The sequence below is a fragment of the Klebsiella sp. MBT K-1 genome, assembly GCF_002556465.1.
Classification (GTDB): Bacteria; Pseudomonadota; Gammaproteobacteria; order Enterobacterales; family Enterobacteriaceae; genus Klebsiella; species Klebsiella grimontii.
In genome coordinates this window covers 1-16,192 of sequence record NZ_PDEL01000019.1, presented here as the reverse complement: position 1 = coordinate 16,192, position 16,192 = coordinate 1, and the positions used below count along the sequence as shown (strand labels likewise).

At 57.6% G+C, this 16,192-nt stretch carries 17 protein-coding genes and 1 pseudogene; 12 read left to right on the top strand and 6 right to left on the bottom strand.

Features of this window, described 5'->3' with window-relative positions; all coding sequences use genetic code 11:
• Positions 1-25: 25 nt before the first annotated feature.
• Complete coding sequence (dsdC, locus tag CMQ96_RS23960) at positions 26-955, top strand: DNA-binding transcriptional regulator DsdC (RefSeq protein WP_049132004.1); 930 nt, start codon at positions 26-28, stop codon at positions 953-955.
• 245 nt (positions 956-1,200) lie between these two features.
• Here dsdC and emrD read toward each other — a convergent pair whose 3' ends face one another.
• The 4 genes and pseudogenes from emrD to tisB all read right to left on the bottom strand — a co-directional run.
• On the bottom strand, positions 1,201-2,385 hold the full coding sequence (gene emrD, locus CMQ96_RS23955; protein WP_024360558.1) for a multidrug efflux MFS transporter EmrD: 1,185 nt from the start codon (positions 2,383-2,385) through the stop codon (positions 1,201-1,203).
• Positions 2,386-2,562: 177 nt separating this feature from the next.
• On the bottom strand, positions 2,563-3,396 hold the full coding sequence (locus CMQ96_RS23950; RefSeq protein ID WP_024360559.1) for a DMT family transporter: 834 nt from the start codon (positions 3,394-3,396) through the stop codon (positions 2,563-2,565).
• Positions 3,397-3,467: 71 nt separating this feature from the next.
• Complete coding sequence (locus tag CMQ96_RS23945; protein ID WP_004133098.1) at positions 3,468-3,914, bottom strand: GNAT family N-acetyltransferase; 447 nt, start codon at positions 3,912-3,914, stop codon at positions 3,468-3,470.
• A 70-nt stretch (positions 3,915-3,984) separates the two neighbouring features.
• Positions 3,985-4,099, bottom strand: a pseudogene (gene tisB, locus CMQ96_RS23940) (type I toxin-antitoxin system toxin TisB); the annotation flags it as partial.
• 557 nt (positions 4,100-4,656) lie between these two features.
• On the opposite strand from tisB, the gene ivbL reads away from it, so the two are divergent.
• From ivbL to ilvN, 3 genes are all read left to right on the top strand, one after another.
• Complete coding sequence (gene ivbL, locus CMQ96_RS23930; RefSeq protein ID WP_004107123.1) at positions 4,657-4,752, top strand: ilvB operon leader peptide IvbL; 96 nt, start codon at positions 4,657-4,659, stop codon at positions 4,750-4,752.
• A 102-nt stretch (positions 4,753-4,854) separates the two neighbouring features.
• Positions 4,855-6,543 (top strand): acetolactate synthase large subunit, encoded by a 1,689-nt coding sequence (gene ilvB, locus CMQ96_RS23925; protein ID WP_064343356.1) that lies wholly within the window; start codon positions 4,855-4,857, stop codon positions 6,541-6,543.
• 3 nt (positions 6,544-6,546) lie between these two features.
• Positions 6,547-6,837, top strand: coding sequence for an acetolactate synthase small subunit (ilvN, locus tag CMQ96_RS23920; RefSeq protein WP_004107116.1), 291 nt, complete (start codon positions 6,547-6,549; stop codon positions 6,835-6,837).
• A 52-nt stretch (positions 6,838-6,889) separates the two neighbouring features.
• On the opposite strand, the gene CMQ96_RS23915 is transcribed toward ilvN, so the two are convergent.
• Positions 6,890-7,762 (bottom strand): DUF6708 domain-containing protein, encoded by an 873-nt coding sequence (locus tag CMQ96_RS23915; protein ID WP_098067439.1) that lies wholly within the window; start codon positions 7,760-7,762, stop codon positions 6,890-6,892.
• A 301-nt stretch (positions 7,763-8,063) separates the two neighbouring features.
• Here CMQ96_RS23915 and uhpA point away from each other — a divergent pair, with 301 nt between their 5' ends.
• From uhpA to nepI, 8 genes are all read left to right on the top strand, one after another.
• Positions 8,064-8,657: a transcriptional regulator UhpA gene (gene uhpA / locus CMQ96_RS23910; RefSeq protein ID WP_004107112.1), complete on the top strand. Its 594-nt coding sequence runs from the start codon at positions 8,064-8,066 to the stop codon at positions 8,655-8,657.
• A gap of 17 nt (positions 8,658-8,674) precedes the next feature.
• A complete protein-coding gene (gene uhpB / locus CMQ96_RS23905; RefSeq protein ID WP_162685357.1) occupies positions 8,675-10,156 on the top strand; it encodes a signal transduction histidine-protein kinase/phosphatase UhpB in 1,482 nt (493 codons plus the stop codon).
• 9 nt (positions 10,157-10,165) lie between these two features.
• The gene (locus tag CMQ96_RS23900) at positions 10,166-11,485 is read left to right on the top strand and encodes an MFS transporter (RefSeq protein ID WP_004133107.1); all 1,320 of its coding nucleotides are present in this window, start codon (positions 10,166-10,168) and stop codon (positions 11,483-11,485) included.
• Positions 11,486-11,630: 145 nt separating this feature from the next.
• Positions 11,631-13,022: a hexose-6-phosphate:phosphate antiporter gene (gene uhpT, locus CMQ96_RS23895; protein WP_004126843.1), complete on the top strand. Its 1,392-nt coding sequence runs from the start codon at positions 11,631-11,633 to the stop codon at positions 13,020-13,022.
• Positions 13,023-13,233: 211 nt separating this feature from the next.
• Positions 13,234-13,686 (top strand): DUF1198 domain-containing protein, encoded by a 453-nt coding sequence (locus tag CMQ96_RS23890; protein WP_024360563.1) that lies wholly within the window; start codon positions 13,234-13,236, stop codon positions 13,684-13,686.
• 246 nt (positions 13,687-13,932) lie between these two features.
• On the top strand, positions 13,933-14,274 hold the full coding sequence (locus CMQ96_RS23885) for a type II toxin-antitoxin system RelE/ParE family toxin (protein ID WP_024360564.1): 342 nt from the start codon (positions 13,933-13,935) through the stop codon (positions 14,272-14,274).
• Between the two features lie 9 nt (positions 14,275-14,283).
• Entirely contained in the window at positions 14,284-14,583 is a 300-nt protein-coding gene (locus tag CMQ96_RS23880; RefSeq protein ID WP_024360565.1) for a helix-turn-helix domain-containing protein, read from the top strand.
• A gap of 117 nt (positions 14,584-14,700) precedes the next feature.
• The gene (gene nepI, locus CMQ96_RS23875) at positions 14,701-15,882 is read left to right on the top strand and encodes a purine ribonucleoside efflux pump NepI (RefSeq protein WP_024360566.1); all 1,182 of its coding nucleotides are present in this window, start codon (positions 14,701-14,703) and stop codon (positions 15,880-15,882) included.
• Between the two features lie 118 nt (positions 15,883-16,000).
• Here nepI and CMQ96_RS23870 read toward each other — a convergent pair.
• Positions 16,001-16,192: carbohydrate porin (locus CMQ96_RS23870; protein ID WP_141522395.1), on the bottom strand; the 192-nt coding region annotated here is incomplete at its 5' end.

Here is a 16,192-nt window from a genome sequence, read left to right as displayed (position 1 = left end):
GCGAGGAAAATTAAAGGAGTAGGTGATGGAGACGCTAAAAGATCTGGGTAATCGGCTGCTCAACGGCTGGCAGCTTTCGAAGCTGTATACGTTTGAAGTCGCCGCCCGCCATGAGTCGTTCGCCCTGGCGGCGGAGGAGCTGTCGCTGACGCCCAGCGCGGTGAGCCACCGTATCAATCAGCTGGAAGAAGAGCTGGGGATTCAGCTGTTTGTGCGCTCGCACCGCAAGGTGGAGCTGACGCATGAGGGCAAACGGGTGTTCTGGGCGCTGAAGTCCTCGCTGGACAGCCTGAACCAGGAGATTCTGGATATTAAAAACCAGGAGCTGTCGGGAACGTTAACGGTCTATTCGCGCCCGTCCATCGCCCAGTGCTGGCTGGTGCCCGCGCTCGGCGATTTTACCCGCCGCTATCCGTCGATCTCGCTTACCGTGCTGACCGGCAACGATAACGTCAACATGCAGCGCGCGGGCATAGACCTGGCGATCTACTTTGATGACGCGCCTTCCTCGCAGCTTAGCCATCATTTTTTGATGAATGAGGCTATCGTGCCGGTGTGTACGGCGGATTACGCGCGCCAGCATCAGCTGCAGCAGAATCCCGCCAACCTTCGCCACTGCACGCTGCTGCACGATCGTCAGGCCTGGAGCAACGATTCCGGTACTGACGAGTGGTTCAGCTGGGCGCAGAAATTTAGCATCGATTTGCCGCAATCGTCAGGAATTGGCTTCGATCGTTCGGATTTGGCAGTCATTGCGGCGATGCACCACGTCGGCGTGGCGATGGGGCGTAAGCGGCTGGTGCAAAAGCGCCTGGAGAGCGGCGAGCTGATTGCGCCGTTCGGCGAGATGACCCTGGAGTGCCATCAGCACTACTACGTGACGACCCTGCCGGGCCGTCAATGGCCGAAAATCGATGCCTTTATCAACTGGCTGCAGGGTCAGGCGCAATTATGATGACCGGCTTAGTTTCATCCCGGTGGCGCTGCGCTGACCGGGCTACGGGTTTACCGCTGTCTGCCGGTCGGTAGCCCGGACAGGCGCGTCAGGCGCCGCCTCCGGGAAATATGCCGGGACTGATACTTCGCCTCCGCTTCCCGGCTCGCGCTGCGCTTAGCCGGGCTACAGAGTCCCGGCAGCCTGCCAATCCGGTAGCCCGGACAAGGCGCGTCAGGCGCCGCCTCCGGGTTGTCCACGAGGCCTTAAACCGGCTGCTGGTGTTGATGAAAGCGCGACGCCAGCGGCAGCCAGCATAGCAGAATCAGCAATCCCATCAGCATCATCAGCAGGCCAAGGCTGCCCTGGCCGGTTTGCGGCATCATTGCCGACAGCCACGCCAGCACGCCGGAACCAATATTCTGCAGTCCGCCCACCAGCGCCCCGGCGGTACCGGCGAGGAACGGGAAGGGCTCCATCGCGCCGCTGGTCGCCAGCGGGAACAGCATCCCGGCGCCAAAAAAGAACAGCGCGGCGGGAACCAGTAGGGTCCAGACGGTCATCACGCCCAGCAGGCCAGGGATCCACATCAGCACGCCCGCCAGCAGGCAGCAAATCACCGACTGCCACATCAGCGTCGGGAAGCGCTTGTTCGGCCGGCCGGCAAACCAGGCGCCAAAGAACGCCGCCGGAATCGGTAGAATAAACAGAATGCTGACCGACATGCTGCTCAGACCCAGCACCGCGCCCATCAGTACGCCGGAACAGGCTTCGAATACGGCAATGCCCGCCAGGCCGCCGATCAGCATCAGCAGATAGCAGTTGAACGCGCCGGTACCGAACAGCGTTTTATAGTTGGTGATGAGCCGGGTACGCGGTGCGCCGGTGGGCCGGGTTTCCGGCATCCAGCGCGCCATGCTAAAGGTGACGCCGGCGCAAAGCACCAGCAGGAACACGAAACAGGCCCGCCAGTTCCACAGAGTATCGAGAATGCCGCCAATCAGCGGCGCCAGCAGCGGGCTGACCAGAATCCCCATATTCAGCAGACTATTGGCGTGCCTGAGCTGCGCGCCTTCATACAGATCGCGCGGCAGGGTACGCGCCATGACGCCGCCGACGCCGGTGCCCATGCCCTGCATCGCGCTGGCGGCAATCAGCACCGGCAGGCTATGGGTGGTGATGGCAACCAGCGTCGCCAGCATAAAAATAGACATCCCAACGAGGATCACCGGGCGGCGGCCAACGCGATCGGACAGCGGGCCGTAGAAGAGCTGCGAGACGCCGTAGGTCAGCAGATAAGCGGCCATCACGCTCTGCACCGCGCCTTCGCGAACGTTTAGCGATACCGCCATATCGGCAATCGCCGGAATATAAATGGTCTGCGCCATCTGGCCTACGGCCACCAGCAGTACCAGCATCAACAACAAATTGAAGTTCTTATGCCGTTTCATGTCGATGAATACTTTGTATAAAGTTGAGTATAGAGAATATGTGACTGGCACACCCGCAAAACGATGGAGGAATCTACCACATAATAATGACAGGACAACCACGTGACGGTGATTGTGGGAGGATTTTCAGGCAGGTTTTGTAAACAACAATCGGCAACTAATGTTGCCATGTATTGCTTATGACAGCCGCAGCAAAATCGCCCCGGCGGCGATACCGCAGGCGGCAACGATACGCACTGGAACCATCTTCTCTTTCAACAGGATAAATGCGATAACCGCGCCGAAAAGAATCGAGGTTTCGCGCAGGGCGGCAACCACCGCCAGCGGCGCCTGGGTCATTGCCCACAGCGCCAGACCATAGGAGCCCATGGTGCCGACGCCGCCGACCATGCCTTTCTTCCAGTGCTGGCGCAGATAGCGGCTGGCCTGCGGGCGTCGGGCAATCATCGCCCAGCCCAGCAGGCAGAAGCCGTTCATAAAAAAGGTCCACAGGGTATAGCCCAGCGCGGTTTCTGAAAGCCGTACCCCGGTTCCGTCAACCAGCGTGTAGCCGGCAATGAAGCAGGCGTTGATTAGCGCCAGTACGATACCCTGGCTTGAACTGGCGCGGCCGTTAAAAGCCATCGCCAGAATCGCCAGACAGATGACGCCGATGCCCAGCCACGCCAGCGGGGAAAGATGGTCGCCCAGGAAGATGACGCTGATTATTGCCACCAGTAGCGGCGCGGTCCCGCGCATCAGCGGATAGGTCTGGCTCATATCCGAGACCTGATAGGTTTTTGCCACCAGCACCGTATACACCACCTGCAGCGCGCAGGAAACCGCAAGAAACGGCACGCTGGCCAGCGTCGGCTGGGGAGAAAAGGGGAGCAGAATCAGGGCGATGAGCGACGCTGAGCCACTAACGCCGACCGCCGCGTACAGCTTATCGCCGCTGGCTTTTACGATAGCGTTCCAGCTGGCGTGAAGCAGGGCGGCGAACAGCAAAATAGAGAATACGGTAATGGTCATTGCGGCCTGGCGCTGAGGAAAAAAATCGTCACCGGACTGTAACATGCGTGCTTGTCGTCAGCCAGCGGCGGCTAGAGCGAACAGAAGAGACGATGCGTAACCCGGGGCTCATCATGCACCGGGCGAAACCCCAGATTTTCATAAAACGACCAGGCCGTTGACGGCGCATGGGTGTTGAGAAAATCAAAGCTAGCACCGGAATGGGTGATAACCGAGACCAGCAGCTGATGCCCGATCCCCTGTCGACGGTGGCGTTCGCCGATGTATAAATGACGAATGCGGCCAGCCCGTAGCTGCTGGCTAAACGGGTCGGCATTCAGCCCGCACACGCCGACCAGCTGCCCGTAGGCAAAGGCCCCCAGTAGCTTTTCTCCGGGGGCGTTAAAGCGATTTTCCCCATTTTGCCAGTTCTCCGCCAGGCGGCGCAGCATATTCAGGTTTTGCGCCTGGCTTTCGGCGCGCAGTGCCGAAAAACCGGGTTCGTCCGGGGTGATGGCGGCAATCAACAGCGGTGGCATGGTTTTCTCCATCGGGTTAGCCTGTAGAGGGGCGGTTTCCCGCCCCTCCCAGGTGCGACTTGAACCTGAATCAGCGGAACTGCTTCAGGACTGCATCAAGTAGTTGCAACACGGCAACCATGAGTTTCAGGATCAGAACAATGATATCCACTCCGCCCATACGCGTCTCCTCTGGTTCAGGAGCACGACCGGCTGGCGTACCTTTCCGCCGCCTGTTGCCAGCCAGGGATACCCGTCATATTTCAGGCGCCGGCTTGTCGGCGGCGGGCTAAACTATTCGGGGTACTTGTTGACGTAACACAGTGTGCTCTTCTGGGGTTAAGGCGCTGACGGCACCACCCGTTTCAGCCAGGACTTCTTTGCGCCGGTAAAAGTGCGGCCCCAGATTCACCCTGCGTACCCCCTCAGTATAGAATGAATACTGTATGCATGAACAGTATTTTTTGGACAAATTTACGTGGACGATCCATACTCTACATCAGCTAAAACCGTCGTGAAAATTGCGCCTTCTTCGCCGATCGCGTATACTTTTTTCGTTGACGTAATACAGTGTGCTTGCGGCTACCAACCGTAAAAACACCGAACAGAAAACCTCGCCGCGGCGGGGTTTTTTGTTTTTCATCCCTCCGCAAATTAATGTGATCCTTAACGCAGTTTCTTGTGGTTGAAAATAAATCGATTGTGAAATGACACAAGCTGTGTTTGTATAAATTCATTCACTTTTTGAGACAACAGGTCCCTCATGAACGCTACCACGCTGACTTCGACCCTACTACTAACCGCGCCTGCCGCGGTGGTCGTCGTGTCTGTGGTGGTCGTCGTCGGCAACGCGCCGTAGGGTCCGGAACAACACGAATTCCAAACCCCGCCGGCGCAAACCGAGCGGGGTTTTTCGTTTCATGCCCCCCGGTAAGTCGGCCCAGAATAAAAGGACTGGAGCATGGCAAGTTCGGGCACAACATCAGAAAAAATGCGCTTCACTGGCGCACAGTTAGTCGTTCATTTACTGGAGCGTCAGGGGATCACCACGGTCAGCGGCATTCCGGGCGGCTCCATTCTTCCCATTTACGACGCGTTAAGCCAAAGCACGCAGATCCGCCATATTCTGGCGCGTCACGAGCAGGGGGCGGGATTCATCGCCCAGGGCATGGCGCGCACCGAAGGCAAACCCGCCGTCTGTATGGCCTGTAGCGGACCGGGGGCAACCAACCTGATCACCGCGATCGCCGACGCCCGCCTGGATTCGATTCCGCTGGTGTGCATTACCGGCCAGGTTCCGGCCTCGATGATCGGCACCGACGCTTTCCAGGAAGTCGACACCTACGGTATCTCTATCCCCATCACCAAACATAACTACCTGGTGCGCAATATTGCTGAACTGCCGCAGGTGATGAGCGACGCGTTTCGCATCGCGCAGTCCGGGCGACCAGGGCCGGTGTGGATAGATATTCCTAAGGATGTTCAGGCGGCAACCATTGAGCTCGACGCCCTGCCGGAACCCGGCGCCCGCATGGCAGCCCCGGAATTCGATAGCGCCAGCGTACGTGAAGCGGCGGCGATGATTAACGCCGCGCAGCGTCCGGTGCTCTACCTGGGCGGCGGGGTGATCAACGCGCCTGAGCATATTCGCCAGCTGGCGGAAAAGGCCAACCTGCCGACTACCCAGACCCTGATGGCGCTGGGGATGCTGCCGAAAGCGCATCCGCTGTCGCTGGGCATGCTGGGGATGCACGGCGCGCGCAGTACCAATTTTATTCTGCAAGAGGCTGATTTACTGGTTGTTTTAGGCGCGCGTTTTGATGACCGGGCGATTGGTAAAACCGAGCAGTTCTGCCCGAACGCGAAAATTATCCACGTTGATATCGACCGTTCAGAGCTGGGTAAAATCAAGCAGGCGCACGTGGCGATTCAGGGCGACGTTGGCGAAGTGCTGGAACAGCTGATCCCCCAGGTTGAGGCGCAGCCGCGCAGCGCATGGCTGCAGCTGGTGGCCGAACTGCAGCGGGAGTTCCCCTGCACCATCCCGCAGGAGCAAGACCCACTTTCCCATTATGGCCTGATTAACGCCGTCGCCGCCTGCGTTGACGACGAGGCTATCGTCACCACCGACGTGGGCCAGCACCAGATGTGGGTCGCGCAGGCGTATCCGCTGAACCGCCCGCGCCAGTGGCTGACCTCCGGCGGTCTCGGCACCATGGGCTTTGGCCTGCCTGCCGCGGTCGGCGCGGCGCTGGCCAACCCGCAGCGCAAGGTCATCTGCTTCTCCGGCGACGGCAGCCTGATGATGAACATTCAGGAAATGGCTACCGCGGCGGAAAATCAGCTGGATGTGAAAATCATCCTGATGAATAACGAAGCGCTGGGGCTGGTTTATCAGCAGCAGAGCCTGTTCTACAAGCAGGGCGTGTTCGCCGCGACCTATCCGGGGATGGTTAACTTTATGCAGATTGCCTCCGGTTTTGGTCTGCAAACCTGTGATTTAAATAACGAAGCCGATCCGCAGGCGGCGCTGCAGGCGATTATCGACCGCCCGGGTCCGGCGCTGATCCACGTGCGTATCGATGCCGAAGAAAAAGTGTATCCGATGGTACCGCCGGGTGCGGCCAATACTGAAATGGTGGGGGAATAAGCCATGCAACAAGCGACTCATGAAAACGTTATTCTACAGCTCACCGTGCGCAACCATCCCGGCGTGATGACCCACGTTTGCGGCCTGTTTGCCCGTCGTGCTTTCAACGTGGAAGGCATTCTTTGTCTGCCGATTCAGGACAGCAACCAGAGCCGCATCTGGCTGCTGGTCAACGACGATCAGCGCCTCGGGCAGATGATTAGCCAGATCGAAAAGCTGGAAGATGTTGAGAAAGTGGTGCGTAACCAGTCCGATCCCTCTATGTTCAGCAAAATCGCGGTCTTTTTTGAGTAACTAGTCTTCCCGGCGGGAATATTCTTGCCGGGAAGTAAAGCCTACTCTGAGTTTATTCAGAGCAGATTTTACTGTACTCATTCAAAGATGATGCTTTAGATTTCTTATCCATATCATCAGGCCACTTCACTTTGCGTCCATAAATACCTGGTTTCGTGTTAACGGACATATCTAATAACTCATCGTTAAATTTCATATAATTACTAATCCATAACCACAGCTTGTAGTTAGGCATAAACAGCGCATCCGTACCCGCGTCCGTCGATATCAGGTTAAAGGAATCGATCATAGTGGTACTGATGCTGGAGTCATAAACGACGCAGCGAATTGTGGAGTATGATGAGTGCTTATTGCGTGAATATATACTGATGGCTTGAATCTGGCTCCAGTCATACTCTTTGCACTCAGGTTTAGTTCGTTTATAAAAAGGATGATGCCACCAGAAAGTATAGGTTAATTTATAAGTGATACTATACATCACGTAATCGTAAACATAAACCTTGCCGGTTTTTCTATTAAAACGAACCGGATAATGCTGGGGCGCGAAGATAAAATAGTTTACGATGGCTGCGAAAATAAACGTCATGAAAAATGAAAGAAAAAATCCAAAACATAGTAAAAGATAATCGCCCGACCTGGAATTCCAGCTTTCAACATGTCGTTCAAAATTGAATGTTATATCATATAAGGAAAATAAAATACCCACAAAACACAAAATAACAACAGGCAAGAAAAGCACAATGCCCAGGATGTTCATCCCATAAAATGAAGTGTAATTACGCGTTATCTCGCAGTAGTCATCGTTGATATAAGCTAATTTTTCGCTGTGCGATAACTTTTCCGTTTTACTCTGCGTTTTTGTATTTGGCTGGTTAAGCAAACGTGCATCGATCGTTTGCTTAGCTAAATGAGGTCGTTGGTGCATATATATTCCCTTGCTGATTTTACAGGGACGATATCATTTAGGTTACTTCCTGTACATAATGGATGTAGTGATCTTAGGCAATAATGGCATCAATATATTTTACATGTGAATAATTGGCAGCGTTATATTGCGATTGTAGCCATAACACATAGAGATTAAATATCGCACCCGCCGTTGTGAATGACTTGCTGGCAACTCAATCAGTCGTGCCATCAAGGCGGCAAGTCTGCGCAGAGGCAGCTTGAAGGATGAAGTGTATATCGTTAAGGTAAGCGCGTTTTTTAACCCGTCAGGAAACGCCATGACTACTATCGCCCTTATTGACGATCACCTTATCGTCCGCTCCGGCTTTGCCCAACTGCTGGGGCTGGAAGCCGATTTTCAGGTCGTTGCCGAATTCGGTTCCGGGCGCGAGGCGCTGGCGGGGCTGCCCGGTCGCGGCGTGCAGGTCTGCATCTGCGATATCTCGATGCCGGATATCTCCGGGCTTGAATTATTAAGCCAGCTGCCGAAAGGGATGGCGATCGTCATGCTGTCGGTACACGACAGCCCGGCGCTGGTGGAGCAGGCGCTGAACGCCGGGGCGCGCGGTTTTCTCTCCAAGCGCTGCAGCCCGGATGAGCTGATCGCCGCCGTGCGCACCGTGGCGGCTGGCGGCTGTTACCTGACGCCGGATATCGCCATGAAGCTGGCGGCCGGACGACGGGACCCGCTGACCAAACGCGAACGCGAGGTGGCGGAAAAGCTGGCGCAGGGGATGGCGGTAAAAGAGATTGCCGCCGAGCTGGGCCTGTCGCCGAAAACCGTCCACGTTCATCGCGCTAACCTGCTGGAAAAGCTGGGCGTCAGCAACGACGTCGAGCTGGCGCGCCGCATGTTCGATAGCTGGCAATGAAAGCCTTTTTCTCGCGGCTGCTCTCGGTTGTCGGCTGTTGCTTTATCTTTTCCGCCGCGTGGTTTTGCCTGTGGAGCATCAGCCTGCACCTGGTGGAGCGCCCCGATCTTGCGGTGCTGCTTTTCCCCTTTGGCCTGCGGCTTGGCCTGATGCTGCAGTGCCCGCGCGGCTACTGGCCGGTTCTGCTGGGCGCGGAGTGGCTGCTGATCCTCTGGCTGGCGCAGGAAGTGGCGCTGGCGCACCCGATAATATTGATGACCGGAAGCCTCTTGACCCTGCTGCCGGTGGCGCTGATTTCCCGCTATCGCCAGCAGCGCGACTGGCTCACCCTGCTGCGTCAGGGGGGCGCGCTGATCGCCGCCGCGCTGCTCCAGTCGCTGCCGTGGCTGCTGGAGGGCAAAGAGGGACTGAACGCGCTGCTGCTGACCCTGACCGGCGGCCTGACGCTGGCGCCCACCTGTCTGGTTATCTGGCACTATCTCACCAGCACCGTCTGGCGGCCGCTGGGGCCATCGCTGGTCTCGCAGCCGGTGAACTGGCGCGGGCGGCATCTTATCTGGTACCTGCTGCTGTTCAGCGTCAGCCTCTGGCTCCAGCTGGGGCTGCCCGCCGAGCTCTCACGATTTACGCCCTTCTGCCTGGCGCTGCCGATTATCGCTCTGGCCTGGCACTACGGCTGGCAGGGAGCGCTGATCGCGACCCTGATGAACGCCATCGCGCTGATCGCCAGCCAGACCTGGCACGATCATCCGGTGGATTTACTGCTTTCGCTGCTGGCGCAAAGCTTGACCGGCCTGCTGCTGGGCGCCGGAATACAGCGGCTGCGCGAGCTGAATCAGTCGCTGCAAAAGGAGCTGGTGCGTAACCAGCGGCTGGCGGAACGCCTGCTGGAAACCGAGGAGAGCGTGCGCCGCGAAGTGGCTCGCGAGCTGCACGATGATATCGGCCAGACCATTACCGCCATCCGCACCCAGGCGGGGATCGTCCAGCGGCTGGCGCCGAATAGCGCCAGCGTCAGGCAGAGCGGCCAGCTGATTGAGCAGCTTTCGCTCGGCGTCTACGATTCCGTGCGCCGCCTGCTGGGCCGCCTGCGCCCGCGCCAGCTGGACGACCTGACGCTTGAGCAGGCGGTGCGCTCGCTGATGCGCGAAATGGAGCTGGAGGATCGCGGTATGGTCAGCCATCTGGCGTGGCGTATCGATGAGTCGCTGCTGAGCGAAAACCAGCGCGTCACTCTGTTCCGCGTCTGCCAGGAGGGGCTGAATAATATCGTCAAACACGCCAGCGCTAGAGCCGTCACGCTGCAAGGCTGGCAGCAGGAGCAGCGGCTGATGCTGGTGATCGAGGACGACGGCTGCGGCCTGCCACCGGGCTCCGGTCAGCAGGGCTTTGGCCTCACCGGCATGCGCGAGCGCGTCACCGCCCTGGGCGGCACCCTGACCATCTCCTGCACCCACGGCACTCGCGTTTGCGTCAGCCTGCCGCTGCGCTACGCTTGAGGAACGATAATGTTTGCCTTTTTAAAATCCCCGCCCGATGCTCCGCCGATTACCGACAAACAGGCGCTGGACGAGCGCTACCGCTACTGGCGTCGGCATATTCTGCTGACCATCTGGCTGGGCTATGCGCTGTTTTACTTCACCCGCAAAAGCTTTAACGCGGCGGTGCCGGAAATCCTCGCCAGCAACGTTTTGACCCGCAGCGATATCGGTCTGCTGGCGACGCTGTTCTACATCACCTATGGGCTATCGAAATTTTTCTCCGGTATCGTCAGCGATCGCTCTAACGCCCGCTATTTTATGGGCATCGGCCTGGTCGCTACCGGCGTAGTGAATATTCTGTTTGGTTTTTCCACTTCCCTGTGGGCCTTCGCGCTGCTGTGGGCGCTGAACGCCTTCTTCCAGGGCTGGGGCTCGCCGGTATGCGCCCGCCTGCTGACGGCCTGGTATTCGCGTACCGAGCGCGGCGGCTGGTGGGCGCTATGGAACACGGCGCATAACGTCGGCGGGGCGCTGATCCCAATGGTGGTTGGCGCGGCGGCGCTGCACTACGGCTGGCGAACGGGGATGATGATTGCCGGGACGCTGGCGATCCTCGCCGGGCTGTTTCTCTGCTGGCGGCTGCGCGACCGGCCGCAGGCGGTCGGGCTGCCCGCAGTGGGCGACTGGCGGCATGATGAGCTGGAGATTGCCCAGCAGCAGGAGGGCGCTGGCCTGACCCGCAAAGAGATCCTCACCAAATACGTGCTGCTGAATCCCTATATCTGGCTGCTCTCGCTGTGCTACGTACTGGTATACGTGGTGCGCGCGGCGATTAACGACTGGGGCAACCTGTATATGTCGGAAACGCTCGGCGTCGATCTGGTGACGGCGAATTCGGCGGTCACCATGTTCGAAGTGGGCGGTTTTATCGGCGCGCTGGTGGCGGGCTGGGGCTCGGATAAACTCTTCAACGGCAACCGCGGGCCGATGAACCTGATTTTCGCCGCCGGGATTTTGTTGTCAGTTGGCGGGCTGTGGCTGATGCCGTTCGCCAGCTACGTGATGCAGGCGGCCTGCTTCTTTACCGCCGGCTTTTTCGTTTTTGGCCCACAGATGCTGATCGGCATGGCGGCGGCGGAGTGCTCGCACAAAGAGGCGGCGGGGGCGGCAACCGGCTTTGTTGGCCTGTTTGCCTATCTTGGCGCATCGCTCTCCGGCTGGCCGCTGGCGCAGGTGATGGAGATCTGGCACTGGAGCGGATTTTTCGTGGTCATCGCCATTGCCGCCGGTATTTCCGCCCTGCTGCTGCTGCCGTTTTTAAACGCCCAGGCGCCGCGAGAAGCGTGACCGACTTCACCTTTCTTCGCCGAATGGCGTAAAACTAAGAAATTTTCCCGGTTTCGCCTGGACGCTGTCTCAGGCGAGTCTCCCGGCTGATTTTTACAATGCCTGCCATTCGCAGGTATTAAATCAGCTCAGGAGTCACCCAATCATGCTGGCCTTCTTAAACCAGGTGCGCAAGCCAACCCTGGACCTGCCGCTCGAAGCGCGGCGCAAAATGTGGTTCAAACCGTTCATGCAGTCGTATCTGGTGGTTTTCATCGGCTATCTGACCATGTACCTGATCCGCAAAAACTTTAATATCGCGCAGAACGACATGATCTCCACCTACGGGTTGAGCATGACGCAGCTGGGGATGATCGGCCTCGGCTTTTCTATCACCTACGGTGTGGGTAAAACGCTGGTCTCCTACTACGCAGACGGTAAGAACACTAAGCAGTTCTTGCCGTTTATGCTGATTCTCTCGGCCATCTGTATGCTCGGCTTCAGCGCCAGCATGGGCGCGGGGTCGACCAGCCTGTTCCTGATGATCGCCTTCTACGCTCTGAGCGGCTTCTTCCAGAGCACCGGCGGCTCGTGCAGCTATTCGACCATTACCAAGTGGACGCCTCGCCGTAAGCGCGGCACCTTCCTCGGCTTCTGGAATATCTCCCACAACCTCGGCGGCGCCGGCGCGGCGGGCGTGGCGCTGTTTGGCGCCAACTACCTGTTCGACGGCCACGTGATTGGCATGTTTATCTTCCCGTCGATTATTGCGTTAATCGTCGGTTTTATCGGCCTGCGTTTTGGTAGCGACTCCCCGGAATCCTACGGCCTCGGTAACGCCGAAGAGCTGTTTGGCGAAGAGATCAGCGAAGAGGATAAAGAGACGGAAGAGAACGCCATGACCAAATGGCAGATCTTCGTCGAATATGTGCTGAAGAATAAAGTCATCTGGCTGCTGTGCTTCTCCAACATCTTCCTGTACGTGGTGCGCATCGGTATCGACCAGTGGTCCACCGTTTACGCTTTCCAGGAGCTGAAGCTCTCCAAAGAGGTGGCGATTCAGGGCTTTACCCTGTTTGAAGTGGGCGCGCTGGTCGGCACGCTGCTGTGGGGCTGGCTGTCGGATCTGGCAAACGGTCGCCGCGCGCTGGTGGCCTGCGTTGCGCTGGCGCTGATTATCGCCACGCTGGGTGTTTATCAGCATGCCAGCAATCAATACGTTTATCTCGCATCGCTGTTTGCGCTGGGTTTCCTGGTGTTTGGCCCGCAGCTGCTGATCGGCGTCGCCGCGGTAGGCTTCGTGCCGAAAAAGGCGATTGGCGCTGCCGACGGGATCAAGGGCACCTTCGCCTATCTGATCGGCGATAGCTTCGCCAAGCTGGGACTCGGGATGATTGCCGACGGTACGCCGATTTTCGGCCTCACCGGCTGGGCGGGCACCTTTGCGGCGCTGGATGCGGCGGCAATTGGCTGCATCTGTCTGATGGCCATCGTTGCGGTGTTTGAAGAACGTAAAATCCGCCGCCAGAAAAAGACACAAACTTTGCAGACTGCCTGAGTCATTGGGTGTGAGTCACTTTGCCCGGCCTCTGCGCCGGGCTTTTTTATGCTTCTTGCCGGGCGGTTTGATGTAGCCGCTCCCCGGGTGGGATCGGTGATTTCATGAACGCGCCAGGGGGCCGCGATAAGTCACATTCTGGTATTTCCGACAGTCGACAGCGGGCAATTTCCCATTATGATAGTGGGGCTGCGATTGAGTGAGAGGATGCATGATCTGGTTAGGACTGGCCACGCTGATAGTGGTATTTGTTGTGGGATTTCGGGTGCTTACCTCTGATTCACGCCGTGCGATTCGCCGTCTGAGCGAACGATTAGGCATTACGCCGGTACCGCTGGAATCGATGATCGATCAGCTAGGAAAAACCGCCGGTAACGAGTATTTACGCTACCTGGAACGGCCTAATGAGGCGCATTTGCAAAATGCCGCGCAGGTGCTGCTGATCTGGCAGGTCGCTATCGTCGATGGCAGCGAGCAGAACCTGCACTACTGGTACCGGTTGATGAAAAAGTCCCGCCTCGGGGCGCCGATTACCGAAGCGCAAATCCGCCTCGCGCAAGGTTTCCTTCGCGAGCTGGAGCCGGAAGTGAGCGAGCTGCACGCTTTGCAGGAGCGCTATAACGCGCTGTTTTTGCCGGAGGATGGCGTCCACTGGCTGCACTGATATCACTTCCCGGTGTACTGTTGGCTTCGTTAAACGTCACGCTGACGAGGCCAACTATGCAAATTCATCGCAACAAAGCGGCATTATCTGGCTGCACTTCCAACGAAATCATCGTTAGCGAGCTGACGACCGCGGCATGTGAACGCAGATTAGCCAATGCGTAAGTCATTTTCTAAAGAGATGGATTGCTTTTATAGCCAATAGGCTATAGTTTATTCATGGCTTATTGGCTATGAGGGATCGCTGATGTGGGATGTTGAAACAACGGAGGTTTTCGACAAGTGGTTTGAGGCGCAGATCGAAGCGCTTAAAGAGGATATGCTCGCCGCTATGGTGATCTTATCCGAGTATGGCCCCCAACTCGGAAGGCCGTTTGCGGATACAGTAAACGATTCTGCTTTTTCGAATATGAAAGAGCTGCGCGTTCAGCATCGAGGTAGCCCGATCAGAGCTTTCTTTGTATTTGACCCTTCTCGTCGCGGCATCGTGTTATGCGCCGGAGATAAAACAGGGTTAAATGAAAAGAGATTCTATAAAGATATGATCAAGCTTGCAGATGCTGAGTACCGTAAGCACCTTAATCAGTAAGGAAAAAATATGGCGACCCTTAAAGAATTAATGGCCAAACAGAGCCCGGAAAGCCAGGCGCGTATTGCTGAAAAAGTCGAAGAAATGCGCCAGGCTATCGCATTAAGTATGTTAAGGGAAGAACTCAATATGTCTCAGGCAGAGCTGGCTAAGGCAATGGGCGTTAAACAACCCACCATTGCAAAAATGGAACAGGCTGATAACGACCCGCGTTTGTCAACGCTGAAGCGTTATGTTGTAGCGCTCGGGGGGGAACTCAGTATTGATGTTAAGCTGCCAACCGGTAAGCGAATCGCATTCCATCTTTGATCCTGCGAACCTTGTGTCCGTTGGCGATGCTGGTGAAAAGTTGTCAAAACGTTAAATTCGTCACATTTTAAATGTTACACTGCGCGGCTCCTCCGTATTCAACCATGCAGGTAACTTATGACTCCTTCGAATGCCTCTGCGCCGCAGGCTAATCAGGCGGCGCGACCCAACTGGTCGGCGGTTTTTGCGGTGGCCTTCTGCGTTGCCTGCCTGATTACCGTTGAGTTCCTGCCGGTCAGCCTGCTCACGCCGATGGCGCAGGATTTAGGCATCTCCGAAGGCGTTGCCGGGCAGTCGGTTACCACCACGGCGTTCGTGGCGATGTTCGCCAGCCTGTTTATCACCTCGATCATCCGCAATACCGATCGCCGCTACGTGGTGATCCTGTTTTCGGTTCTGCTGACCCTTTCCTGCCTGTTGGTCTCGTTTGCCAACAGCTTTTCGTTATTGCTGCTGGGCCGCGCCTGCCTTGGTCTGGCGCTGGGCGGCTTTTGGGCGATGTCGGCGTCGCTCACCATGCGGCTGGTGCCGATGCGCGTGGTGCCCAAAGCGCTATCGGTTATTTTCGGCGCGGTATCGATAGCGCTGGTGATCGCCGCGCCGCTGGGCAGCTTCCTTGGCGGTATTATCGGCTGGCGTAACGTCTTTAACGGCGCGGCGGTCATGGGCGTGGTCTGTACGATTTGGGTGCTGAAGGCGCTGCCTTCTCTACCGGGCGAGTCGACCTCGGCGCAGCAAAATATGTTCGGCCTGCTGAAGCGGCCCGGCGTGATGGCCGGGATGTGCGCCATCTTTATGGCCTTCGCCGGCCAGTTTGCCTTCTTTACCTATATCCGCCCGGTGTATATGACCCTGGCGGGCTTTGACGTCGACGGTCTGACGCTGGTGCTGCTCAGCTTCGGCATCGCCAGCTTTGTCGGCACCTCGCTCTCCTCAATGCTGCTCAAGCGCTCGGTGAAAGCGGCGCTGGCGATTGCCCCGGTAGTGCTGGCTATCAGCGCCGCGGTGCTGGTGCTGTGGGGGGAGAGTAAAATCGTGGCGTCGACGGTGGCGGTGATCTGGGGCTTTGCCTTCGCGTTGATACCGGTAGGCTGGTCAACGTGGATTACTCGCTCCCTGTCCGATCAGGCGGAAAAAGCCGGGTCGATTCAGGTGGCGGTGATCCAGCTGGCTAACACCTGCGGCGCAGCGGTTGGCGGCGTGGCGCTGGATCACCTCGGTTTGCTCTCGCCGCTGGTCCTCTCCGGTACGTTGATGCTGATTACCGGCCTGCTGGTGGCGACGAAAGTGCGGGTGTAATGGGGCTACGGGTTCACCGCAGTCTGCGGTCGGGTTGCCCGGACAGGCGCGCAGCGCCACCTTCGGGAATGCGCACCCGGGTCTGGCTCTTACACCGCGACCCGGGATGGTTTCACTCTTAGAACCACGCTTCAAACATGCCGCCGACGTTCAGCGAATCCAACTGTTCGTCTTTGGTGCCGTTGACCTTCGCGGTGCGCTTGTTATCCACCTGGCCGCCGGTCACGTAGAAACGCAGCATCGGGCGGAACTCCGGCCCCATTCCGATGGCGATGTTCTGCGACAGCGTCAGCTTCCAGCCGTGGTTATC